Source organism: Parvibaculum sp. MBR-TMA-1.3b-4.2 (assembly GCF_053628815.1).
Genome location: NZ_JBRJHC010000001.1, coordinates 3512236 through 3533367, shown reverse-complemented (window position 1 = coordinate 3533367; position 21132 = coordinate 3512236). Strand labels below are relative to the sequence as shown.

General features: G+C 62.7%; 20 protein-coding genes, 1 tRNA gene and 2 pseudogenes. 10 read left to right on the top strand and 13 right to left on the bottom strand.

The genetic code is table 11. The features are described 5' to 3' along the window. Window position 1 precedes the first annotated feature (1 nt). Genes ACSSVQ_RS16920 through ACSSVQ_RS16910 form a run of 3 tightly spaced genes read right to left on the bottom strand, consistent with a single transcriptional unit; the run spans window position 2 to window position 2109 of the window. The gene (locus tag ACSSVQ_RS16920) at window positions 2–1321 is read right to left on the bottom strand and encodes an MFS transporter (protein ID WP_454184467.1); all 1320 of its coding nucleotides are present in this window, start codon (window positions 1319–1321) and stop codon (window positions 2–4) included. A gap of 12 nt (window positions 1322–1333) precedes the next feature. Continuing rightward, window positions 1334–1660, bottom strand: coding sequence for a YnfA family protein (locus tag ACSSVQ_RS16915; RefSeq protein ID WP_454184716.1), 327 nt, complete (start codon window positions 1658–1660; stop codon window positions 1334–1336). A gap of 5 nt (window positions 1661–1665) precedes the next feature. Beyond that, complete coding sequence (locus ACSSVQ_RS16910; protein WP_454184466.1) at window positions 1666–2109, bottom strand: MerR family transcriptional regulator; 444 nt, start codon at window positions 2107–2109, stop codon at window positions 1666–1668. 90 nt (window positions 2110–2199) lie between these two features. Between ACSSVQ_RS16910 and ACSSVQ_RS16905 the strand changes: the two genes are divergently transcribed. The 3 genes and pseudogenes from ACSSVQ_RS16905 to ACSSVQ_RS16895 all read left to right on the top strand — a co-directional run bounded on the left by ACSSVQ_RS16905 (window position 2200) and on the right by ACSSVQ_RS16895 (window position 5387). Further along, window positions 2200–4431, top strand: coding sequence for a heavy metal translocating P-type ATPase (locus ACSSVQ_RS16905; protein ID WP_454184465.1), 2232 nt, complete (start codon window positions 2200–2202; stop codon window positions 4429–4431). Between the two features lie 150 nt (window positions 4432–4581). After that, window positions 4582–5106, top strand: a pseudogene (locus ACSSVQ_RS16900) (transposase); the annotation flags it as partial. Window positions 5107–5189: 83 nt separating this feature from the next. Further along, window positions 5190–5387 carry a DUF411 domain-containing protein gene (locus ACSSVQ_RS16895; protein ID WP_454184464.1) on the top strand — a complete coding sequence of 66 codons (198 nt, stop codon included), beginning with the start codon at window positions 5190–5192 and terminating at the stop codon, window positions 5385–5387. Window positions 5388–5791: 404 nt separating this feature from the next. On the opposite strand, the gene ACSSVQ_RS16890 is transcribed toward ACSSVQ_RS16895, so the two are convergent. The 4 genes from ACSSVQ_RS16890 to ACSSVQ_RS16875 form a co-directional block, all read right to left on the bottom strand. Beyond that, window positions 5792–5937, bottom strand: a tRNA-Arg gene (locus tag ACSSVQ_RS16890). Between the two features lie 71 nt (window positions 5938–6008). Then, the gene (locus tag ACSSVQ_RS16885; RefSeq protein WP_454184463.1) at window positions 6009–7322 is read right to left on the bottom strand and encodes a type II toxin-antitoxin system HipA family toxin; all 1314 of its coding nucleotides are present in this window, start codon (window positions 7320–7322) and stop codon (window positions 6009–6011) included. Next, window positions 7312–7647 carry a helix-turn-helix transcriptional regulator gene (locus ACSSVQ_RS16880; protein ID WP_454184462.1) on the bottom strand — a complete coding sequence of 112 codons (336 nt, stop codon included), beginning with the start codon at window positions 7645–7647 and terminating at the stop codon, window positions 7312–7314. The genes ACSSVQ_RS16885 and ACSSVQ_RS16880 overlap by 11 nt, the downstream gene beginning before the upstream one ends. Before the next feature lie 286 nt (window positions 7648–7933). Further along, window positions 7934–8206 (bottom strand): hypothetical protein, encoded by a 273-nt coding sequence (locus ACSSVQ_RS16875; protein WP_454184461.1) that lies wholly within the window; start codon window positions 8204–8206, stop codon window positions 7934–7936. 221 nt (window positions 8207–8427) lie between these two features. On the opposite strand from ACSSVQ_RS16875, the gene ACSSVQ_RS16870 reads away from it, so the two are divergent. Next, entirely contained in the window at window positions 8428–8640 is a 213-nt protein-coding gene (locus ACSSVQ_RS16870; protein ID WP_454184460.1) for a helix-turn-helix transcriptional regulator, read from the top strand. Here the strand turns inward: ACSSVQ_RS16870 and ACSSVQ_RS16865 are convergent. Beyond that, a complete protein-coding gene (locus ACSSVQ_RS16865) occupies window positions 8637–9704 on the bottom strand; it encodes a tyrosine-type recombinase/integrase (protein WP_454184459.1) in 1068 nt (355 codons plus the stop codon). The two genes, ACSSVQ_RS16870 and ACSSVQ_RS16865, sit on opposite strands and share 4 nt — an antisense overlap. A 348-nt stretch (window positions 9705–10052) precedes the next feature. Here ACSSVQ_RS16865 and ACSSVQ_RS16860 point away from each other — a divergent pair, with 348 nt between their 5' ends. From ACSSVQ_RS16860 to ACSSVQ_RS16850, 3 genes and pseudogenes are all read left to right on the top strand, one after another. After that, entirely contained in the window at window positions 10053–10283 is a 231-nt protein-coding gene (locus ACSSVQ_RS16860; protein WP_454184458.1) for a helix-turn-helix domain-containing protein, read from the top strand. A gap of 105 nt (window positions 10284–10388) precedes the next feature. Next, window positions 10389–10553: pseudogene (locus ACSSVQ_RS16855) on the top strand (JAB domain-containing protein); the annotation flags it as partial. Window positions 10554–10605: 52 nt separating this feature from the next. Beyond that, a complete protein-coding gene (locus ACSSVQ_RS16850) occupies window positions 10606–11097 on the top strand; it encodes a MarR family winged helix-turn-helix transcriptional regulator (protein ID WP_454184457.1) in 492 nt (163 codons plus the stop codon). 21 nt (window positions 11098–11118) lie between these two features. On the opposite strand, the gene ACSSVQ_RS16845 is transcribed toward ACSSVQ_RS16850, so the two are convergent. Both ACSSVQ_RS16845 and ACSSVQ_RS16840 read right to left on the bottom strand, forming a co-directional pair. Beyond that, window positions 11119–12747, bottom strand: coding sequence for a sulfatase-like hydrolase/transferase (locus ACSSVQ_RS16845; protein WP_454184456.1), 1629 nt, complete (start codon window positions 12745–12747; stop codon window positions 11119–11121). 205 nt (window positions 12748–12952) lie between these two features. Further along, window positions 12953–14443 (bottom strand): amidase, encoded by a 1491-nt coding sequence (locus ACSSVQ_RS16840; protein WP_454184455.1) that lies wholly within the window; start codon window positions 14441–14443, stop codon window positions 12953–12955. Between the two features lie 88 nt (window positions 14444–14531). Between ACSSVQ_RS16840 and ACSSVQ_RS16835 the strand changes: the two genes are divergently transcribed. Further along, window positions 14532–15476 (top strand): LysR family transcriptional regulator, encoded by a 945-nt coding sequence (locus ACSSVQ_RS16835; RefSeq protein ID WP_454184454.1) that lies wholly within the window; start codon window positions 14532–14534, stop codon window positions 15474–15476. A gap of 1 nt (window position 15477) precedes the next feature. Here ACSSVQ_RS16835 and ACSSVQ_RS16830 read toward each other — a convergent pair whose 3' ends face one another. Beyond that, entirely contained in the window at window positions 15478–16869 is a 1392-nt protein-coding gene (locus ACSSVQ_RS16830) for an amidase (RefSeq protein WP_454184453.1), read from the bottom strand. A gap of 156 nt (window positions 16870–17025) precedes the next feature. Between ACSSVQ_RS16830 and purB the strand changes: the two genes are divergently transcribed. Together purB and ACSSVQ_RS16820 are read left to right on the top strand one after the other, a co-directional pair. Beyond that, complete coding sequence (gene purB / locus ACSSVQ_RS16825) at window positions 17026–18351, top strand: adenylosuccinate lyase (protein ID WP_454184452.1); 1326 nt, start codon at window positions 17026–17028, stop codon at window positions 18349–18351. A gap of 290 nt (window positions 18352–18641) precedes the next feature. Continuing rightward, window positions 18642–19376 carry a histidine phosphatase family protein gene (locus ACSSVQ_RS16820; RefSeq protein ID WP_454184451.1) on the top strand — a complete coding sequence of 245 codons (735 nt, stop codon included), beginning with the start codon at window positions 18642–18644 and terminating at the stop codon, window positions 19374–19376. 156 nt (window positions 19377–19532) lie between these two features. Here ACSSVQ_RS16820 and ACSSVQ_RS16815 read toward each other — a convergent pair whose 3' ends face one another. Continuing rightward, entirely contained in the window at window positions 19533–20312 is a 780-nt protein-coding gene (locus tag ACSSVQ_RS16815; RefSeq protein ID WP_454184450.1) for an enoyl-CoA hydratase/isomerase family protein, read from the bottom strand. 65 nt (window positions 20313–20377) lie between these two features. Then, the gene (locus ACSSVQ_RS16810) at window positions 20378–21127 is read right to left on the bottom strand and encodes a DUF4336 domain-containing protein (protein WP_454184449.1); all 750 of its coding nucleotides are present in this window, start codon (window positions 21125–21127) and stop codon (window positions 20378–20380) included. Window positions 21128–21132: the final 5 nt, after the last annotated feature.

Here is a 21132-nt window from a genome sequence, read left to right as displayed (position 1 = left end):
TTCAGGCCAGCTTCGACCATTGCGGATGCAGATCGTCGACAATGGCGGGATGGGCGTGCCCCCGAGCGTGCTTCCCCTCGCGCAAATGCGGATGATCGGGCGGCAGATTTTCATGGCGATGCGGGACCGGTTCTTCTTCCGCCGAAGGCCAGACGGCCAAGGCCAGCGCGACCGAAGCGGCAGCGATCAGTGCCAACACGGCGAATGTCGGCCCCATGCCCATGCGCGCGCCGAGCCAGCCCGCCAATGGGTAGGTGATCAGCCAGCATCCATGCGACAATGCGAACTGCGCGGCAAACACCGCCGGGCGATCTTCGGACAAGGCTGAGCGCCGCAAGAGGCGCCCTGAGGGTGTCTGCACGACCGAATAGCCGAGGCCCAGAAGGACCCACAGCGCCATCAACGCTGAAAGCCCGGCCGGTATGAGAAATGGCCCGGCGATCAGCCCCGCCGCCAGCACCGCAGCCCCCGCCAGCATCACTGGACGGTCGGGCACGCGGTCGAGCAGGCGCGGCAGGGTCAGCGCCGCCAGCATCGACCCGCCCCCGAAGGCCGCCAGCGCCAGGGCGACCTGCGACTGCCCAAGGCCCAGACCGGCCTGCACGATCACCACCGTATTCACGATCACCATGGCACCGGCCGCGGCAACGGCAAGATTCAGCGCCAGCAGCCCCCGCAGCCGCGGCGTCGCCAGGTAGAGACGGATACCTCGCGTGGTGCGGTCCCAGATCCCGCGCGGGACTCCCGGCCTCGGGCTGGGAAGCATTACCGAGGCGACCAGCGCCGCCGAGGCAACGAAGCCAACGACCGTGCCCCCGAACAGCGCGGGGAAACTCACCAACGTAAGCAAGGCCGCCGCCAGCATTGGCGAGATCAGGTTCTCCAGGTCATAGGCCAGCCGCGACAGCGACAACGCCCGCGTATAGTCTTTCTCGTCGGGCAGAATGTCGGGGATGGTGGCCTGGAACGTCGGCGTGAACCCGGCCGACGCCGCCTGCAACAGAAAGATCAGCACATAGACCTGCCAGACCTCGGTCACGAAGGGCAAGGCGAGCGCGACCCCTGCGCGGATCAGATCCAGAGAGACCAGCATTCTGCGGCGCGGCAGCCGATCGGCAAAGGCTGCTGCGATCGGAGCCAGCCCGACATAGGCTACCATCTTGATCGCCAGAGCGGTGCCCAGAACCACCCCCGCGTCCGCCCCAGCCAGATCATACGCCAGCAGGCCGAGGGCCACCGTCGCAAGTCCGGTGCCGAGGAGCGCGATGACCTGCGCCGCGAACAGGTGGCGATAGGCGCGGTTGGCGAGCAATCGCAGCATGAGGTGAACCTTTCAGGCGGCACGCGGCGCAAGCAGGATGATCCCGGCGCCGAGTAGACAAAGGGCCGTACCGGTCAGGTCCCAGGTATCGGGCCGCTGGCCCTCGACCGCCCAGAGCCAGACCAGAGAGGCCGCGATATAGACCCCGCCATAAGCCGCAAAGGCTCGACCAGCGAAGTCAGACGGGGCGAGCGTCAACGCCCATGCAAAGGCCGCAAGAGAGACGAGGCCAGGCAGTAGCCACAGCGCCGAGGCCCCGAGCCGCATCCATGCCCAGACGGCGAAGCAACCGGCGATCTCGGCAAGCGCCGCTGCGGCGTAGACCGCCAATGTCGGGATCGCGGTCATGTGGCCGCCCCCGAACCGGTCTGGGCACGATGGTCGTCGGCGCAAAGCGCATGGTCGCTCAGCACCTCGATCACCCTGCAATTCGCGATCGTGCCTTGGGCGCATTGCGTGATCATTCGTTCCAGTTCGGCCTTCAGAGCTGTCAGCCGAGCAATCCGGGCCTTCACTGCTGCGAGCTGCTCGGTCGCGATGATGTCCGCAGCGGCGCAGGACTGGTCGGGCTTGTCGGAGAGGCTGAGCAGGTCGCGGATAGCCTCGAGCGGAAATCCGAGATCGCGCGCGTGACGGATGAAAGCCAGTCGGTCGAGCACCTTTGCTCCGTAGAGCCGCTGGTTCCCGGCGCTGCGCTCGGGTTCCGGCAGAAGCCCGATCTGCTCGTAATAGCGAATGGTCGGAACCTTGACGCCCGCCGCTTCGCCCAGTTTTCCGATGGTCAGCATCGAATACCTCTTGAAGCTATAGTTGCTAGAGACATTAGGTTATCGACTTGATGGAGACAATCGCCACGTTTGGCGGGACGGGAAAGCACGATGACGACGCGCAATGCGACAAGCTGTGAATGGACGGTCACCGGCATGGACTGCGCTTCCTGCGCCGGCAAGATCAGGGGCGCGCTCGAGCGCCTGCCAGGGGTCGCCGATGTCGATGTGGCGCTGATGACCGAGCGGCTTCGCCTTACGCTGGACGAGGATCAGACGTCCCGCGATCACGTCGAGACCGCGGTGAAGAAGCTGGGGTTCGGCATCGCGCCGAAAGGTAGTGCCGCCCCGCGCAAGGGCTTCGTTCTGCCCGTTGGCGCCTTTTCTGCAGGCGCCACCCGCGATGCCGCCCTTGCACCCGAAACTCCGCAAGGCGCTTCGGGTCATTCCGACGGCCCGGCTGCACGCGACCCCTCCTGGTATCAGACCGGCAAGGGCCGCCTGGTGATCGGCACCGGCGCCCTGCTGGTCGCGGCCTGGGCTGTCAAGCTTCTGGCCTCGGGCGGGATCGCGAACTGGGCCTTCATCCTGGCGACGCTGATCGGCGTCGCACCGATTGCCCTTCGCGCCATCAACGCGGCACGCGCGGGCATGCCCTTCACAATCGAGATGCTGATGACCATCGCGGCCACCGGCGCGATGGTCATCGGCGCCGCCGAGGAAGCGGCGCTGGTGGTCTTCCTGTTCGCGGTGGGCGAAGTGCTGGAAGGGGTCGCGGCGGACAAGGCCCGCGACGGGATCAGAGCGCTGGCCCGGCTGGTTCCCAAAACGGCCCTTCTGGAGGTCTCTGGCAAGACGCGCGAGGTGCCCGCTGAAAACCTGAAGATCGGTCAGACGGTTCTGGTGCGGCCGGGCGACCGGGTGTCCGCCGACGGCGAGGTGATCGAGGGCGTCTCGGGTGTGGACGAAAGCCCGGTCACGGGCGAGAGCGTGCCCAACCTGAAGGAACCTGACCAACCGGTGTTCGCAGGATCGATCAACATCGAAACTGCCTTGCGCGTGCGCGTGACGAAGGCGGCCGAGGACAATACGATTGCCCGCATCATCCGTCTGGTCGAGGAAGCGGAAAGCGCCCGAGCCCCGACTGAACGGTTCATCGACCGGTTCAGCCGCATCTACATGCCCGCGGTGGTGGGCCTGGCCCTCATGGTGGCCATCGTGCCGCCGCTGGCATTCGTCCAGGCTTGGGACACGTGGGTGTACCGCGCGCTGGCGCTTTTGCTGATCGGCTGTCCCTGCGCGCTGGTCATCTCGGTTCCGGCGTCCATCGCCTCGGCATTGTCCGCGGGAGCACGGCGCGGGCTTTTGATGAAGGGCGGTGCGGTGATCGAAGCCGCGGCCCGAACCACGCAGGTAGCCTTCGACAAGACCGGCACGCTGACCCTTGGACGCCCCCGGATCACCGACATTGTGCCAATCGGCGGATCCGCGGCGGAGGTTCTGTCGCTAGCCGCAGGGATCGAGGCGGGCTCCAGCCATCCGCTGGCCCAGGCGATCCTGTCCCGCGCCGAAGCCGACGGTGTCGCGACCCTACCCGCATCCGGCGCCCGCGCACTGCCCGGCAAGGGCGCCGAAGCGATGGTCGGCGACGGACTTGCATGGGTCGGCTCGCCGCGCTTTGCCGAAGCGGCGGGTGTGTTCGATGATGCCGCGCGCCAGACCGCTGCGACGCTTGAGGACGAGGGCAAGACCGTCGTCGCGGTCTTCCGGCCGGATCAACTGGTCGGGCTTCTGGCCTTGCGGGACGAGCCGCGCCCGGACGCAGGCGACGCGGTACGCCAGCTGAAGGCGCTCGGCATTGGCGCTGTGATGCTGACCGGCGACAACGCGCGCACCGCCGCTGCGATTTCGCAGGCCCTTGGCATGGATCACCGCGCCGAGTTGATGCCGGAAGACAAGGTCGCCGCCATCCGCGAGATGACGGCGGGCGCCCGCGTGATGATGGTGGGCGACGGGATCAACGACGCCCCCGCGCTGGCCTCGGCCCATGTCGGGGTCGCCATGGGCTCGGGCACCGACGTGGCGCTCGAAACTGCCGACGCGGCGCTGCTGCGCAACCGGGTGACGGACATAGCCGGGACGATCCGGCTTTCCCGCGCGGCCATGGCGAACATCCGTCAGAACGTGGCCATCGCGCTCGGCCTCAAGGGCGTGTTCCTTGTCACGACCGTGCTGGGCGTGACCGGGCTCTGGCTCGCGATCCTCGCCGACACCGGAGCCACGGTTCTCGTCACGCTCAATGCGCTGCGTCTGTTGGCCTTCAATACCGAAAGGGAGGCTTGAGATCATCTCGCCGTTCGGCTGGATCTCGCTTGCGGTCCTCTGCCTGTTCCGGGGAGCTATGGCGGAAGATGGGTGATGACGGTTTGAAAGAGGCGGCGTATCGAGGCGGGTGACGAAGCCTGCCAGAACCTCCCGAAGGAGCGATACGCCATGACGACAGATAACAGCATCCTTGCCTTTCCACATCCCGATGAATTCGACGATCCCCTGACATCAGTTTTACGCCAAGGCGCGCGCCGGCTTCTGGCGCAGGCGGTCGAGGCGGAAGCAGAGGCGTTCCTGGCGGCCATGGCCGACGAACGCCTGGCCGATGGGCGTGCCCGCCTGGTGCGCCACGGCCATGGTCCCGAGAGGACGATCCAGACGGGTATCGGTGCGGTGCCGGTGAAGCGCGCCAAGCTGCGCGACCGGGCCGCGGAGGTGTCCGGCGAGGATCGCATCACCTTCACTTCGGCGATCCTGCCGAAATGGGCGCGGCGGACGAAGAGCCTCGATGCGCTGCTGCCGGTCCTTTACCTGCGCGGCATCTCGACCGGCGACTTCCAGGAGGCGCTTGCCGCGCTGCTCGGCAAGGGCGCGCCGAACCTGTCGCCCTCGGTGATCGGACGGCTGAAGGAGGAGTGGCAGGCCGACTATGAGCGCTGGCAGCGCCGCGACCTGTCGAGGCGAGCATGGGGACGCTGCTTGCCCGCTACAAGCTCGACAACGGTATCCCGCAGGAGATGGTGTCCTGCCATACTGGCAGGATCGAGGGCTACATGATCGAGGGTCATGTGCCTGTTGCCGACATTCGTCGTCTTCTCGAAGAACGCCCTGACGCCGTCGGACTTGCCGTGCCTGGGATGCCTTACGGCTCTCCGGGCATGGGGCCGGAAAGCGAGCGCGAAGCCTATGAAGTGTTCCTGATCCGACGGGACGGTTCGACCGAAGTCTATGCCAGCTATTCGGCTGTCTGACGCCTGAGCCGGCAAGACTGGCATTCAGTCAGATGCGAGAACACACGCGGACCTGGTCGCGCAGTACAGCATAGTAGCTCAGCATCTCGGCAGTGGCCGAGCCATCCGGCAATGATATCAGTTTCTCGGCGGCGCGGGCCTGGAACTTGCACCTGTCGGCATATTCCACGACTGCGTATCGATCGTCCAGGCTCGGTCGGAACATCGTAGCAAGGGAAGTCTCAAGACATGGAGATTCCGCGCCTGCTTCGGCCAGTTCAGCAGGCGGCACTGCGGTGACCGCTCGCGCGACCGCTTGGAAGAAGGCTCTAATCGCCGCTGGATGACAGTTCAGTGGCAGGTCAGCGCATAAAATGGCCGATTCGTGACCAAGACCGATGCGCCGACGGGAGGTAAGCTGAAGTTGGCGCACCCGACAGGATTCGAACCTGTGGCCTTCGCCTTCGGAGGGCGATCATAAGGCGTTGGCGTGAAACTGTTTTCATTTAATTTCAGTGGCTTAAGTGTCGCTGCGTGTCGCTCTATGTCGCCCGAATCGGCTACCGAGTGCCCCAAATTTGTCCCAAGATCGAGGGGCAAATATTACCCGATCTGGCGGATTTCTCAGGGCATTCATATGTATCAGCCATTCTGCACGCGCGCATCTGCGGCCAGTGTTTCCAGCCGCGCAGCTGCGCCGTCAAGTGCCGTGAAGGCGTAAGGGTTGAGAAACTGCCGCCCCCAAAACAGGTTGCGATCCGTTTCGCTTACCTGTGCCTCATCACAGACCGCACGCCAGTTTTCTGCAATGCAGGATATCTGCTCTTGCGCGATTGAAATAGCTTCCTGCTCGGAGAGAAGGAAGTGATGGGCAGCGTTAAGGCATGTCGCGATGCGGCTGAGCCTGTCATTGTCGGCAATGAGCATCGCCTGACTTGCCTCCTGACCCGACCGCCCTTGCGGACAAATGTCATAGGCGGGCGTGAGGCTCAGCATTGTGCCATCCCAAAAGGCGGCATGATTGCGTGCATGGTCGTCTGTGTTGCCACACAGAATATTGAAGACAATGCGCGAATATAGCTCGCGCAAGGTCGCCGAGGCATCCGTGAAACGGTGGCGAATGATCGCGGCCAGATCGGGATAGCTGGCATAGCGCGCCATCATTTCGTCAAGCCCGAGCATGGTCAGGGCCGAAACCATGATCTTGCGCTGCCAGCCCGCTTCTACCCTCTCACGGTCAAAGCGCTCGACCAGCAACACATCCTTGCCGGACGCAGAGACAAGCGAAACGGGCGCGGCATTGATGCCGCAAAGCTTTGCGAGGCGCATGGCGAGGAATTCGGCCTTCACGACGCTGTAGACATCCGAGGACGATGAAAATTTGGCAACGAGTTTCACGTCATGATCTTCGATCAGCGCCTTTGGCCGTGCCCCGCCGATCGAGCTGCCGTGATGGAGCGCCTGATCGAGTTCGGGCGAGAGCGGTATGCCTTTTTCGACGCGCTCCGCTGACTCGATCAATTCATCCAGGGTCGCATTCACGGGTGCGCGCGGCTCGTAGACGCTCGGTGACAACTGGAAGTCCAGCGCCCCGATGCGATCGGAGCCTGATTCAAGCAAGAACGTCAATTCGGAGAGTTCAAGCTTATCGAGCTCGTCACCTTTGACGCCGAATTTGCGATTGAGAATAACGCGCCGTCCCCAGGCATCGGGCGCGGCGTCACGGATACTGCTCGGCATGGTGAGCCCTGCCGGAATTTCGAGTTCACCTGCCTCTAGCGGCAATTCGGGCAGATAGATCGGAATGGCACCGCTCCGCTCCAAATAGCTTTTACCGTAGTTGAAAGGCACCAATCCATCGCGCGCACTCAGCCGCCCTGCAACGACAGGTTCGGTGGCATCGGGCAGCCACACCCAAACATAGGCCTCGTCGTATTTGGGGAGCTTAGAACTCATCGACGACCTTCTTTCCGGTCTTATAGACATGCTTGGGAAGGACGGCGATGCGGTCGTCCGTGCGCGCGGACAGCGCCCGCACTTCCCTTTCATCGCTTTCGAAGAGTTTGATGCCGACGAGAGCGGCGGCCTCGAACATCAGGCCGATCTCCACTTTGGGATCGCCCTTTTCCATGCGTTGCAAGGTGCTGCGGGCTATGCCGAGTCTGTCGGCAAGCTCATGCTCGGTCATCATGCGCTGTTTGCGGCCAAGGCGGATCATCTTGCCGAGCAAGATGATGCTTTCGAGCGTGTAGCGCGCATATGTTCTTTTCTGGACAGCCATCGTTCCATCTCGTTTTGACCTGCATGTCGGCCAATTCGATAAGAATTGCCTTACATATAGGTCATTTTACATGGAATGCGCATCCCCCGTCAAGGATTGACCGACAAAAAAGGCAATTGAGCCCATTCTGCCTTATGCGTCGGTCAATGCTTCCGGTGCGACAACGATCGATCCCAAGTGTCATGCTTGGCAACCTGGACTGCAATAGAGCCTATGAGGTGTCAGATTCAGCACCTCGTCCCTGGCCTCTTCAAGATTGATGTAGTGCGGCATCTTCATCTTGGCCTCACAACTCGTAATCTTTGCAGGCGGGGCGATAATGATGGGTGTCGATGTCGCTGATCGGGCCGCCTGTAGGCCTTCTGACGCGGATATCTTCGCCATACTCGTTGGTAGGACGTACCGTGAGAGTCGATCCTTTCAGGTATTGGACATTGTAAATGCCCTGCAAGGCCTTCATGTCCTCGATCAGCGCATGAATCATTTCGTCAATGCTGACCGTTCCCAATTCCTTGTAACTTATCGTTATAGCCTTTGGTGCTTTTTCTTCTTCACCCAAATCCTCTTCCATCAAATCAAACCTACGTAAAATATATACTTATAGTTGTATTGTACCTATTTAATACTTAACGATAGTTTAAAATATATTGCAGCGCACAATCCGCAAGCCCGCTCTGACAGGGGCTTTCAGCTAATCGGTGTCGCTTCACCCTGCCGCACGCAGCGTGTCCAGCCTGTGGCCAATACAAAATGCTTGCCCGACGCCAGAATGGCCGCATTATGCACGGCAAGGCACATACGGAGCGCAGCATCAAGCTACTGCTCGACTATCCGGCGGCGGCGGAAGCACTGTCGATGTCGCGCGGTGCGCTCCGTGATCTGGTCTATAAGGGGCGCGGACCGATCGTGACCAAGATCGGCAACCGCACCTTCTTCGCCGTCAAGGATTTGGAGGCGTTCGTGGACGCGCACCGCGAAGCGGGCATGCGCTAGGCGCTCTTCCGCTTCTTCTTTCTGCCAAGCTTGGCGAGTTCGTCGGCAAGATGATCGGGACGAAGGTTGGCGTAGCGCTTGAGGCTCTTTGGGTCTTTATGGCCTGACATCGCCATGACGGCGGTATCAGACCAGCCCGCTTCAAAGAGCGAGGAAACGCGCTCGTGACGTGTGTCGTGAAAGCGGAAATGCTCAAGCCCTGCCTTCTTCCGCGCCCGCGCGAATGCCTGACGGAAAGCATTGGGCGACATCGGGAAGACGCGGCCTTCCTTATACGGCAAGGCTTTCAGCACTTTGATGGCGCGGGGTGAGAGCGGCACGGTGTGGTCAATCACCTTGTCTGGATTGCGGCTGTTCTTCACCGCGCGGAAGGTGAGGCTGCGCCCCGCAAGGTCAACGTCCTTCCAATCGAGCGCGAGTAAGCTACCGCGCCGCCCGCCCGTCTCAAAGCCAAGCTCGACGAAGGGGCGCAGCCACGGATTGCGCGCCTGCTCGCATGCATCGAGCAAGTTTGCGATCTCTTCGGCGGTGAGGCGCACGTCCCGCTCGTCATTGACGGCAGGCCGCGCCACATCTTCGGTGTTCACGGGATTGATGAGCAGGCCAAGGCGGCGCTTGCGGTAGTCGATCACGCGCTTCAAGAGCGTGAGCTCGCGTTTTACCGTTCCTGGGGAGAGAGGCTTACCGCTGCGGTTCTTCACCGCAAGCCGCCGATCGCGATATTCCTCGAATTGCGATGGTGTGAGGTTGGCGACAGCATAGGCGCAAAGCTCCGCCTCTTCGCGCTTGAAGCGCTCAAGCCGCAACCGCTCGGCGATGCGGGACTGCTCGCCGGGGCGCTTGTCCGTTACGTCGCGCAGATAAATGTCGATCAGCTCGCCGAGCGTTGTACGCTGGCCTTCGGTGCGATCAACGAAGTGGCCTGAGGCCATTTCGCTTTCGATCTTGTGCGCCCAATCCTCGGCAAGTTTCTTGGTGCGAAAGGTTGCCGATTGCGCAGGCCAGCCCTTGCGGCGGACTTTGACCTGCCACTGTCCGTTATCGCGTTTGGTGATGGACGCCATTGTCCCTGGCTCCGCCTGAGTGTCCCAAAATTGTCCCAAGCGCTATAACACGGAAAGGCCGCAATCCCAACTGCGGCGCTAAATAGTTGCAATGTCGGTAGAATTTTGGCGCACCCGACAGGATTCGAACCTGTGACCTCTGCCTTCGGAGGGCAACGCTCGATCAATCGCGTCGGATAGCTACACAGACAAATAAACACTGAAACATTCGTGTACATGGCGGCCTGCTTCCATCGCCTTTCACCGCCGATTGCCTGTCTTTGCACTACTCCGTCCATCAAGGTCTTCCATGATCTGCCGGGACTGTCATCCTATGCCCATGAGGTACAGTGCTCGGGAGTGATAACGATGGAAGAGCAGAAGTATTTAACAGCAGAGGAAGTCGCGAAGCGCTACCGCGAGGAAATCAGTGTCGGCACCCTTCGCAATTGGCGTGCTATGCGCGTTGGCCCAGCGTTCGTGAAAATCGGCAAGGCAGTTCTCTATCCTATTCAAGAGCTCGAGGAATGGGATAGAAAGAACCTCGTGACTTGCCGTGCCCCTCGAAGCTCGGGAGTGGCGAACCAGGACGAACCGTGATGCTCACGATCAGGCATTCCATACCGATCCCGAATACCGGCACCAACGCATCTTCCGAATTGCAGTTCCTACATATAATTCAATAACATGCTTAGTTTAAGTTGCCTCGTCCACAACCACCCGTCCGGCGACCCCACGCCCTCCGGCGCGGACATTGAGATGACGCGCCGCATCGCCGAAACCGCAAAACCGCTCGGCATCGAACTCCACGACCACCTCGTCATCGGCAAGGGAAGGCACGCCAGCTTCCGCTCGCTGGGCCTCATCTGACGAAACGACAAGGCGCTGGTCAGCACATCCGAACTGCTGCTAGATGTGACCCATGACCACCAAGCCCGCATTGATGATCCGCCTGTCCGGCCTGCTCTTCTGGTTTGACGAGTCGCTGCAGAAAAGCCTCGCCAGGGCGGGCTACAAGCCGGCGACGCGCTCCCAGTCCATGTTTCTGCTCTGCCTTGCCGCAGGCGAAAACCGCCCCTCCCGCCTGGCCACGCAACTGGGCGTCAGCCGGCAGGCGGTCAGCCATATCATTGCCGAACTCAGTCAGCGCGGCCTTATCACGCTGGCGGTGGACCCGAAGGACGCACGCGGACGGATCGTGCAATATGCCGACGGCGCAAACGATGTGCGCGGGGCCGCGCACACCGCCGTCGCGGAACTTGAAAAGCTCCTGAAGCGCCGGATCGGCGCCGACACATTCAAAAGTCTGAATGAAGGCCTTTCGCGGGACTGGGGCGAGCCGGCCATCATCGACCTGCCGCCCGCCGCCCCGTCAGGGGAAACGAAAGCCCGGCGGAAAACGAAAGCCGGGTAACGGGGCTTCAGGCAACCCTCCTCAAGCGACCTGGTTATAGATCGCCTTGTCCCCGGGATATTCGCTCCCGTCATCCTCGCCCACTTCGCGCGCGACAAGCGCGTTCACCATCGCATTGAGCCGCATGATGTTGTCGCGCTGCGCGGGATCGGCGGCAAGGTTGTTGAGTTCGTTCGGATCGGCTTCGGTGTCGTAGAGTTCCAGATCGTTCAGACGGCTGAGCGTCTCCCAGTCTTCCGGCATGTGGTGCTGGGCGGGCGCGAAATAGCGCGCGAATTTCCATCGCCCGTCATGCACGCCGCGATGCAGCCGCCGCTTCATGAGATCGAAAATCTTGTCGAGCCCGTCCACGCCCTTCGGATAATTTGCGAAAGCGCCCAGCGGCTCCCACATATAGGCGACCGCATAGTCGAAGAGGTGTCCGCGCCGATCGCGCTCGCTCGGCTGGGAGGGATCGGCGATCATGTCGGAAAGGTCGATCCCCGGCAGCCCCGGGAATTTCGCCTCCTGTTCCGCACCCGTCATGCCCGCCAGCCCCATCAGCGTCGGCGCAATGTCGACGGCGCTCATCAGCCGCTTCGTCCGCCGCCCGCCGGGAATATCGGGGTGAACGATGATCATCGGCACATTCACCTCTTCCCGGTAAACGGACCCCGCCTTCTGGTGCATGCCATGCGCCGACGCACGCTCGCCATGGTCGGACGTATAGATGATGATCGTATTTTCCATCTGGCCGCTTTCTTCGAGCGCCCAGAGGATCTGTTCCAGACGCCGGTCCACGTCCCGGATGCAGTTGTAGTAATAATTCACCAGACGGCGCCATGACGCATGGTCGCTCCGCTCGATCTTGCCGTAAAAACCGTCGGTCTGCCGCACGATCCCGCTATGCGCTTCCGGCTTGGTGCTGAGATCATCCTTGTAGAAACTTTCCGGCAGATCGAACCCGTTATCGGTCTCGTAGATCGGATCGCCCGGCTCGCGGCGAAGCGGCGCCAGCAGGTCGGGATGCAACCGGCTTTCCGACTGTTTGCCCGTCGCATCGTAGAACATGATGTCATGCGGATTGACGAGCCCCGCCACCTGGAACCACGGCTTGCCGCCCGCCTTGTCGTACCGCGCATAATCGAAAAGCGCGCGGCCCACATCCGCCGCCGTGAAGGCATCCGAGCGATACCCGTCCCATGTGAACCCCACGGCCTCCCCGTCGAAGCCATAGTCGTGGAAGCCGTATTTCTCCATGGCGTTCTGCGTATTCGGATAGAGCCCGCCCGGCACCTGGTTCCAGTTCCGCTCCCGGTTGATCTGCGACAGGTGCCACTTGCCCTTGTAGCTGCAATAATATCCTGCAGCCTGCATCATCGTGCCCAGCGTCGGCAGCGCCTCGGGAAGACCGGGATTGGGCGGCGTATCGGTATTTTGATAGACGCGCGTCGTTTGCGTGTGCTGCCCGGTAAAGATCGTCGAGCGCGACGGGCTGCAGGGCGTCGTCTGCACGTGATAATTCTCCACCAGCAGCCCGCGCTCCAGAAGCTCGCGATGCCCCGGCAGCTTGTCGAGCAGCCCCTCGGGCCAGCTCGCCAGGCTCTGCTCCTGATCGGTCAGGATCATCAGCACATTATATTTGCGGTTTTTGGCACTTGTCCGGGACATAAGCTCCTCCTCTTGTCCCGGCATCTATAACGCGGACGCCCAAATGATACAATGATTGTATTATATGACGCGCGACCTGCTAAAGTACCTTTCTCCCTCGTCACCCCGGACCTGATCCGGGGTCCACTCCGGCTTCACCGCTCGGCAGGCAGCGCCGAATGGATTCCGGGTCGAGCCCGGAATGACGATGAGAGAATGATTGCTCTTACCCCGCAAACACCGGCGCATGCTTGTCCGCCCAGGGACGCGCCTGTTCGAGCTGAAGTGCCAACGCATAGAGAAGGCCCTCCTGCCCTTTGCGCGCCGCGAACTGGCTGCCGATGGGAAGCCCCGCCTTCGACCATGAGAGCGGCACGGACATGGCCGGCGTTCCCGCCACATTATGCACCGGCGTATAGGCCACATACTGGATGGTCCGCTCGTAAAGCGTGTCGAAAGGCACGGTCGGCGCCTGCTGGCCGAGCTTGGGCGGCGGCGAAGTAAGCACCGGCGTCAGCCACACATCGAAACCCGACATGAACTTGTCCATCTGCGCTTCCACCTGCTTGAAATAGGCAAGCGAGGTCTGCATCGCATCTTTCGGTTTCTTCGCATAGAACTCGGCGAGCCCCACCGTCCAGGGCTCCAGCACCTGATTGGGGTCGAGCCCCTTCTCCTTCGCCGTGGCGACGAGTTGCGCCGGGCCGGACGCCCACACGGTCAGGAACTTGGTGATGAACTCCTCGCCATTGAGCGGGTTCTTCACCTCCACGATCTCATGGCCGAGATCGGCGCAAAGCTTGGCCGTGCTTTCCAGCGCCGCCTTCACTTCCGGATCGGGTTCTTCGCCGAAATAATTCGCCGTACCGAACCCGATCTTCAGCTTCCGGTTCACCGGCTCGGAGACATAACCCACCGGCTTGAACACGGCCTTGTCGCTGCGGTCTTCCGACAGCGAAAACACCATGGCGCTGTCGCGCACGCTGCGGCTCACGCAATTCTGCACGCCGATATCGCCCGGCATGGGGCGCCCGCCAAGGTCCATCCGGCCCCGGCTGGGTTTCAGGCCGAAGACGCCGCAGCATGACGCCGGAATGCGGATCGACCCGCCGCCATCCGTCGCATGCGCCACCGGCAGCATGCCCGAGGCAACCGCCGCCGCCGCCCCGCCGGACGACCCGCCCGTCGAATGATCGAGGCCCCAAGGATTATGCGCCGGGCCGAGCAGCAGCGATTCCGTCGTCGCCAGCAGGCCGAATTCCGGCGTGTTGGTCTTGCCCAGAATGACGAGCCCCGCCTCGTCGGCATAAGTCGTCATCGCCGAATTGTCCTTGGCAATGGTCTTTGCCATCAGGCGGGAGCCATGCGTCGTGCGCACGCCCTTCACATCGTCGAGATCCTTGATGAGATAGGGAACGCCGGAAAGCGGGCTCTCGGGCAGAACGCCCTTCGCCGCCTTCTCGCGCGCCGCATCGAACGTCTCGGTCACCACCGCATTCACCTTGGGGTTCACCGCCTTGATCCGGTCGATGGCCGCGTTCACCAGTTCCAGCGAGGTCGCCTCGCCCTTGGCAACGAGCTTGGCCTGCGAAATGGCGTCGAGACCGGCCGTCTCCGCGGCGAATGCGGAACGGACCTTCACGCCTGCCATGCCCACCGCAAGCGCGCTGACCGCTGCCGACGCGAGGAACCCGCGCCGCGAAAGCTGAATGCTCATGATGTTCCTCCCTTAAATCCCTGATTCCGGTCTGCCACCGGGTGAGGAGAAACTAGCGTCACATCTCTAGTGAAAAAACGAGAAAAGATTGGCAATCTTGTTCAGCTTATCCGAACATCTTGCCATGACGCAGAACACGCTCCACCCGAACCTCATCAGCCAGCTGGAGGTCTTCCGCGCCGTGGCGGAAACCGGCAGCTTTTCCGCCGCCGCCACACGGGCAGGCCGGGCCGTTTCGGCGGTGAGCTATGCCATCGCCAATCTGGAGCAGCATCTGGATGTGGCGCTCTTCGACCGCTCCGGCTACCGCCCCGTGCTGACGGAGGAAGGCCGCGCCCTCCTCACCGATGCGGAAATCGTCTTCCGCCGCCTCGACCGGCTGAATGCGCGCGTCGGCGCCATGAAGACCGGGCAGGAAGTGGAACTTACCCTGTCGGTCGATACCAATTTCGACCGCTGCCTGCTCGCCCGCGCGCTGGCCCGGCTGGATGAGGAAATCCCGCATCTCGACTACCGCCTCCACACCGCCATCGACAAGGAAGCCTGGGGCGCCGTGATGCGGGCCGAATGTCAGGTCGCATTGGTGGAACTCAATGCCGGCATGCCTGCCAAGGAGCTGGACGGGCGCGAGGTCGCGGTCTATTCGCTCGCCATCGCCGCCGCGCCCGGTCATCCGCTCGCCTGCCGCAACGAGCCCATCCCGCTGAGCGCGCTGGACGATCACCGCCAGATCGTCGTCGCCTCACATCTGACCGACCGGCAGGATTTCGACTACCGCTTCCACGGCACGGATATTCTGATCGCCGACAATATGGAAATGGCGGTCACCATGCTCAAGGCCGGGCTCGGCTGGGCCTATATTCCGGCCCCGACACTCCGGCAGGAAGAGAAAACCGGCCGCCTCGTCGAAATCTCCTGCGCCGACATCGCTCATCCCTCCACCAGCCGCTTCGCCGCGCTGTGGCGCGTCAAGGCCCCGCCCGGCCCGGCGGCCAGGCGGTTTCTAGACATTCTGGTGGAAGAGGCCGGATAGTTTACCCGGCAAAGACAGGAGGATATTTGTCCGCCCACGGACGCGCCTGTTCCAGTTCGTAAGCCAGTTCGAGCAGCACGCGCTCCTGCCCCAGCGGCGCGGCGAATTGCGCCCCGATGGGAAGCCCCGCCTCGTTCCACGACAGCGGCACCGACATCGCGGGCGTCCCCGCCACATTGTGAACCGGCGTATAGGTCACATAGTTGAAGACGCGCTCGTAAAGCGTATCGAACGGCACGCTCGGCCCCTGCTCGCCCGTTTTCGGCGGCGCGGCGGACAGCATCGGCGTCAGCCATACATCGTAATCGGCCATGAAAGAGGCCGTCTCGGCGGTCACGATCGCAAATTCCGCCAGCGCCTTTTCCAGCGTATCGGCGGGCTTGCTGTCGAAAAGATTGGCAAGGCCGATCGTCCAGGGTTCCAGCACCGCTTCCGGGTCGAGCCCCATCTGCTTCACCAGCGCCAGAAGCTGCGACGGACCGGACGCCCAGGCGGCAAGAAAAGCATCCTTGAATGCCTCGCCATTCACCTCGCTCGTCGCCGGCACGATCTCATGGCCGAGCTCTTCGCAGAGCTTCGCCACGCTCTCGGTTGCCGCCTTCACATCGGCATCGGGCTCGCGCGCCGTATAATCCGCCGTGCTGAAGGCGATCTTCAGCCGCTTCTTGCCCGGCCCTTCCACCCGGCCGACCGGCGGCAGCACGGCATTCGCGCCCTGCTTCTCGCTCACGGCAAGCGCAGTGGCGCTGTCGCGCACGCTGCGGCTCACGCAATGCTGGAAGCCGATATCGCCCGGCAATTGCCGCTCGCCGAGTTCGATGCGCCCCCGGCTCGGCTTCAACCCGAACACGCCGCAGCAGGACGCCGGAATGCGGATCGACCCGCCGCCATCCGTCGCATGGGCAAGCGGCACCATGCCGGACGCGACCGCCGCCGCCGCGCCGCCCGAAGACCCGCCCGGCGAATGCTCGAGGTTCCATGGGTTGTTGCAGGGCCCGAGCAGCACGGACTCGGTCGTCCCCAGCAGCCCGAATTCAGGCGTATTGCTCTTGCCGAGCATCACGAAGCCCGCCGCCTCGAACCCTGCGATCACGGGATCGGTTTCGGGCGAGATGTTTTCGGCAAGCAACCGGCAGCCCGAGGTCGCCTTCGTGCCTTTCAGGTTGTCGAGGTCTTTGACGAGGTTCGGCACGCCGGTGAAGGGCCCCTTGGCAGGCCCCGCCTTCGCCTCCTCGCGCGCCTTGTCATAGAAGGTGGTGACGACCGCATTGACCTGCGGATTGACCTTCTCGATGCGGGCAATCGCCGCTTCCACCAGCTCCAGCGGGCTCGCCTCGCCCTTTGCCACCAGTTCGGCCTGCGCCGTCGCATCGAGCTTTGCCAGTTCGTCCATTACGCACCCTCAATTTTTGGCTTTTTCCTAAGGAAAGCCGAGCTTACCGGCTGGCGGCGCCCGAAGCGAGCCCGGCTCACGCCGGGGCCTACTTGAGGGGCAGCCCCCCGGGTGCTACACCCTGCCCATTCCTTCACGCATCATGAGACGCAGCCGATGATTCCGCGCTATTCGCGGCCCGAAATGGTCGCCATCTGGTCCCCCGAGACCAAGTTCCGCATCTGGTTCGAGATCGAGGCGCATGCCTGCGAGGCGCTGGCCGAGCTGGGCGTGATCCCGAAGGAAGCCGCGAAGAACATCCGCGAAAAGGGCGACGCTGCCGTCTTCGATGTCGCCAAGATCGACGAGATCGAGCGCGAGGTGAAGCATGACGTCATCGCCTTCCTGACGCATCTGGCCGAATTCATCGGGCCGGATTCGCGTTTCGTCCATCAGGGCATGACCTCGTCGGACGTGCTGGACACCTGCTTCAATGTGCAGCTCGTGCGCGCCGCCGACATCCTGCTGAAGGACATGGACGAGCTGCTGGCCGCCATCAAGCGCCGCGCCTTCGAGCACAAGGACACCGTCACCATCGGCCGCAGCCACGGCATCCATGCCGAGCCCGTCACCTTCGGCCTGAAAATGGCCGAAGCCTATGCCGAGTTCGAGCGCTGCCGCGAGCGTCTCGTGAATGCCCGCAAGGAAGTCGCCACCTGCGCGATCTCCGGCGCGGTCGGCACCTTCGCCAATATCGACCCGCGCGTCGAAGAACATGTCGCCGAGGCGCTGGGGCTGGAACCGGAACCCGTTTCCACGCAGGTCATCCCGCGCGACCGCCACGCCATGTTCTTTGCCACGCTCGGCGTCGTCGCCAGCTCGGTCGAGCGCGTCGCCACCGAGATCCGCCACCTTCAGCGCACGGAAGTGCTTGAGGCGGAAGAATATTTCTCCGAAGGCCAGAAGGGTTCCTCCGCCATGCCGCACAAGCGGAACCCTGTACTGACGGAAAACCTCACCGGCCTTGCCCGCATCGTGCGCGGCATGGTCACGCCCGCGCTTGAAAACGTCGCCCTCTGGCATGAGCGCGACATCTCGCACTCCTCCGTCGAGCGCATGATCGGCCCGGATGCGACCGTCACCATGGACTTCGCGCTGTCGCGCCTTACCGGCGTCATCGACAAGCTGCTCGTCTATCCGGAAAACATGCAGAAGAACATGGACAAGCTCGGCGGCCTCGTGCACTCGCAGCGCGTCCTCCTCGCCCTCACGCAAAAGGGCGCGAGCCGCGAAGACGCCTATCGCCTCGTCCAGCGCAACGCCATGCCGGTCTGGCGCGGCGAAGGTAATTTCCTGGAGCTGCTCAAGGCCGATCCGGATGTGAAGAAATATCTGACGGACGCCGAAATCGAGGAACGTTTCGACCTCGGCTACCACACCAAGCATGTCGACACGATCTTCGCCCGCGTCTTCGGCAAGGACGCGATGAGCAAAATCGCCTAAGGCCCTGATCGGCCATATCTGAAGGCTTCGGCGCATGACGTCATGTCCATGACGCACGGCGAAGACGAGAGGAAACGCGCTAAGCCCTGCCTGTCATCCCGGCCTTGTGCCGGGATCCAGGGGCGTCGAATCCGGCGGTTGCGGCCTTGGACCCCGGGACGAAGCCCGGGGTGACATCATTTGTATGGGCGAGGCGTCAATCGACCAATCGTTGACCTTGAGATAGCCCTTCACCCCGCCGTCATATTCGGTCCTATACTCGGGCCCAACCGCAACTCACGAGGCCCGATATGACCGACTTCCTGCGCACCGCCTTCGACGGCTCGCGCCGCCGCCGCATCTATCTCTTCCGCCATGGCGACGTGTCCTATGTCGATGAGCAGGGAAACCGCGTGGCGGACCCGGCCAATGTGCAGCTCACCGAATGGGGCCGCGAACAGGCCACCCGCACCGGCGAGGCGCTGGCCAACATCCCTTTCGACCGTGCCGTGGCGTCGAGCTTTCCGCGTTCGCAGGAAACGGCAAGCCTGATCCTTCAGGGCCGCGGCCTCGACATCGAACCGCATGACCGTTTCGTGGAGTTTCAAGGCGATCCCGAATTCCGCAATGCCATCACCGACCTCAACGACATCGCCTATTCCTTCCGCGAGGCCCATGTGCCGGGCGCGCGCTACAATGGCGGCGACAGCTTCGAGGACGTGAATGCGCGCGTCGTCAATGCGCTGGAAGACGTGATCGCAGATCCGGCGTGGGACACGCTGGCCCTCGTCGCCCATGGCGGCATCAACCGCCTCGTCATCGGCTGGGCGCTCGACACCGGCCTCTCCACCTTCTGCGCGCTCGACCAGAACACATGCTGCGTCAATGTGATCGATTTCGACGAACATCCGGAAACGCGCGAGATCACCCGCAAGACACTCCGCGCCGTGAACGTCACCGTTTATGACGTGGTGAAGGAAGGCAACCATCTGCTCTCGCTGGAGCAGATCGCCACCCGCCTCCGCGCCAAGGCGCTGCCCGACTGACTATTCCCTTCAAGTAAAAGTTCGTCATTGCGAGCGAAGCGAAGCAATCCAGCCCTTCGCACAACGCGCCTGGATGCCCGGGTCTCCGCCCGGGCATGACAATTTGAAAGTTTGTCATTGCCGGACGAAGATCCGGCAATCCAGCGCAACGGCTCTTCAGCCCGTCTTCTTCACGAACTTGTCGCTCTCCGACTTCGCCGAGGTAAAGCTCGACGAGAGCTGGCTCTGGTCGGCATCGGCATAGCTCACCGCCTTGTGCAGCGCATTGGCGGTCGCGTTCACCGCCTCCTTCACCATGCGCACGGCGGGCGCCGGCATGGACGCGGCCTCGCGCGCCATTTCCATCGCGCGCGCCACCACCTTGCCGTCCTCGGCCAGCTCGTCGACGACACCCCAGTCCAGCGCATGGGCCGAGCCCATACGCTCGCAGAGAATGCAGATGCGCTTGGCGCGCGCCGGTCCCACCAGCGTCACGAGACGCGGCAGCGCGCCCCATTGCAGATTGATGCCGATCTTCACTTCCGGCACATAGAGAAAGGCGTCCTTCCCCATCACGCGCCAGTCGAGCGCCAGCGGCAGCGCAATGCCCGCGCCCACCGCCATGCCTTCGATGGCCGCGATCGTCACCTGCGGCATGTCCTCCCAGGCCTGGCAGAGCTTCACGCCACGGTAATAGACCTGACGGCGCTCAAGATCGCCCTCCGCATCCTCGTCCCGCGTGGAGCGCTCCTTGAGGTCGATCCCGCCGGAAAAGGCTTCCTGCGTGCCCGTCAGCACGACCGCATGCACCTCCAGATCGTCCTGAAAGCGCCGCGCCACATCCGTCAGCTCGAGAATCGTTTCCTGATTGAAAGCGTTGCGATTGCCCTTGCGGTCGAATCGCACCAGCGCCACCGGCCCGTCGCGTTCCACCGTCACATTCTTGTAGTCGCCCATTATCTCTCCTCCCTTTTCTTGTTGTGAGGAGAGTTTGGCGTCTGGAGCACCATGCACGCAAGAACTTAGCGCACACCCGCCCATGCAAAGGCCCGACGCAGCTCCGCCACTGCATTCGTTTCGTACCAGCGTCCATGCGCAATGACGATGCGGTCCGGCGCCCAGCCAATCATGGTTTCGACGGCCTTTTTGATCTCGTCTTTATGCCCGGAAAAAGTCATCCGCAGATCCTTCGGCATGGAGCCATGCGGATGCATCACCCCGCTCCATTTCATGGCGAGCCGCCCGAACCATCCGCCCACCTTCTCCTCTTCGAAATTCTCGATGAGGTCGGTGAGGATCAGCGTCTTCGACTTCCGATGAAAGAAATCCGCCTCGGTGAGATAGCCGCCCGGCACGAGAAGCTGGTCGATCTCGCCCGTCCATTCCGGCTCGGCCTCATTCGTCAGCACACGGTCGAAACTGATGCCATGCGGGCCCGCTTTCTCGTCCACGCGCGGCGCGGCAAGGGAGAGCGCCTCGGGAAATGCCTTCTGCCAGTCGCCCACCCACCAGTAATGGATCTTGTTGGGCGCCACCAGAAAACGCACCGGCCCCAGCGCCTCGACCTCCGCTTTGAGCTTATCGGTCAGCTCCGTTGGCGAATGCACCCACAACCCGCCGTCGGAAAGCCGGATAATGGTCATGCGCGTCGGAAAAGGAATGGTGGAGCCCAGCAGATAGCTCATATGGATCACAGGCCCGTCCACGATCCAGAGATCCTCCGCCACCGGCTTGAGAGCATCGATGGGTTCATAGGGTTTAACGCTGAACATAATGC

Coding starts and splice junctions, on each gene's coding strand:
- ACSSVQ_RS16860 (WP_454184458.1), top strand. CDS start 10,053: ATGGAAGAGCAGAAGTATTTAACAGCAGAGGAAGTCGCGAAGCGCTAC.
- ACSSVQ_RS16820 (WP_454184451.1), top strand. CDS start 18,642: ATGACCGACTTCCTGCGCACCGCCTTCGACGGCTCGCGCCGCCGCCGC.
- ACSSVQ_RS16895 (WP_454184464.1), top strand. CDS start 5,190: ATGATCGAGGGTCATGTGCCTGTTGCCGACATTCGTCGTCTTCTCGAA.
- ACSSVQ_RS16870 (WP_454184460.1), top strand. CDS start 8,428: ATGCACGGCAAGGCACATACGGAGCGCAGCATCAAGCTACTGCTCGAC.
- ACSSVQ_RS16920 (WP_454184467.1), bottom strand. CDS start 1,321: ATGCTGCGATTGCTCGCCAACCGCGCCTATCGCCACCTGTTCGCGGCG.
- ACSSVQ_RS16905 (WP_454184465.1), top strand. CDS start 2,200: ATGACGACGCGCAATGCGACAAGCTGTGAATGGACGGTCACCGGCATG.
- ACSSVQ_RS16845 (WP_454184456.1), bottom strand. CDS start 12,747: ATGTCCCGGACAAGTGCCAAAAACCGCAAATATAATGTGCTGATGATC.
- ACSSVQ_RS16815 (WP_454184450.1), bottom strand. CDS start 20,312: ATGGGCGACTACAAGAATGTGACGGTGGAACGCGACGGGCCGGTGGCG.
- ACSSVQ_RS16850 (WP_454184457.1), top strand. CDS start 10,606: ATGACCACCAAGCCCGCATTGATGATCCGCCTGTCCGGCCTGCTCTTC.
- ACSSVQ_RS16910 (WP_454184466.1), bottom strand. CDS start 2,109: ATGCTGACCATCGGAAAACTGGGCGAAGCGGCGGGCGTCAAGGTTCCG.
- purB (WP_454184452.1), top strand. CDS start 17,026: ATGATTCCGCGCTATTCGCGGCCCGAAATGGTCGCCATCTGGTCCCCC.
- ACSSVQ_RS16830 (WP_454184453.1), bottom strand. CDS start 16,869: ATGGACGAACTGGCAAAGCTCGATGCGACGGCGCAGGCCGAACTGGTG.
- ACSSVQ_RS16810 (WP_454184449.1), bottom strand. CDS start 21,127: ATGTTCAGCGTTAAACCCTATGAACCCATCGATGCTCTCAAGCCGGTG.
- ACSSVQ_RS16880 (WP_454184462.1), bottom strand. CDS start 7,647: ATGGCTGTCCAGAAAAGAACATATGCGCGCTACACGCTCGAAAGCATC.
- ACSSVQ_RS16885 (WP_454184463.1), bottom strand. CDS start 7,322: ATGAGTTCTAAGCTCCCCAAATACGACGAGGCCTATGTTTGGGTGTGG.
- ACSSVQ_RS16865 (WP_454184459.1), bottom strand. CDS start 9,704: ATGGCGTCCATCACCAAACGCGATAACGGACAGTGGCAGGTCAAAGTC.
- ACSSVQ_RS16840 (WP_454184455.1), bottom strand. CDS start 14,443: ATGAGCATTCAGCTTTCGCGGCGCGGGTTCCTCGCGTCGGCAGCGGTC.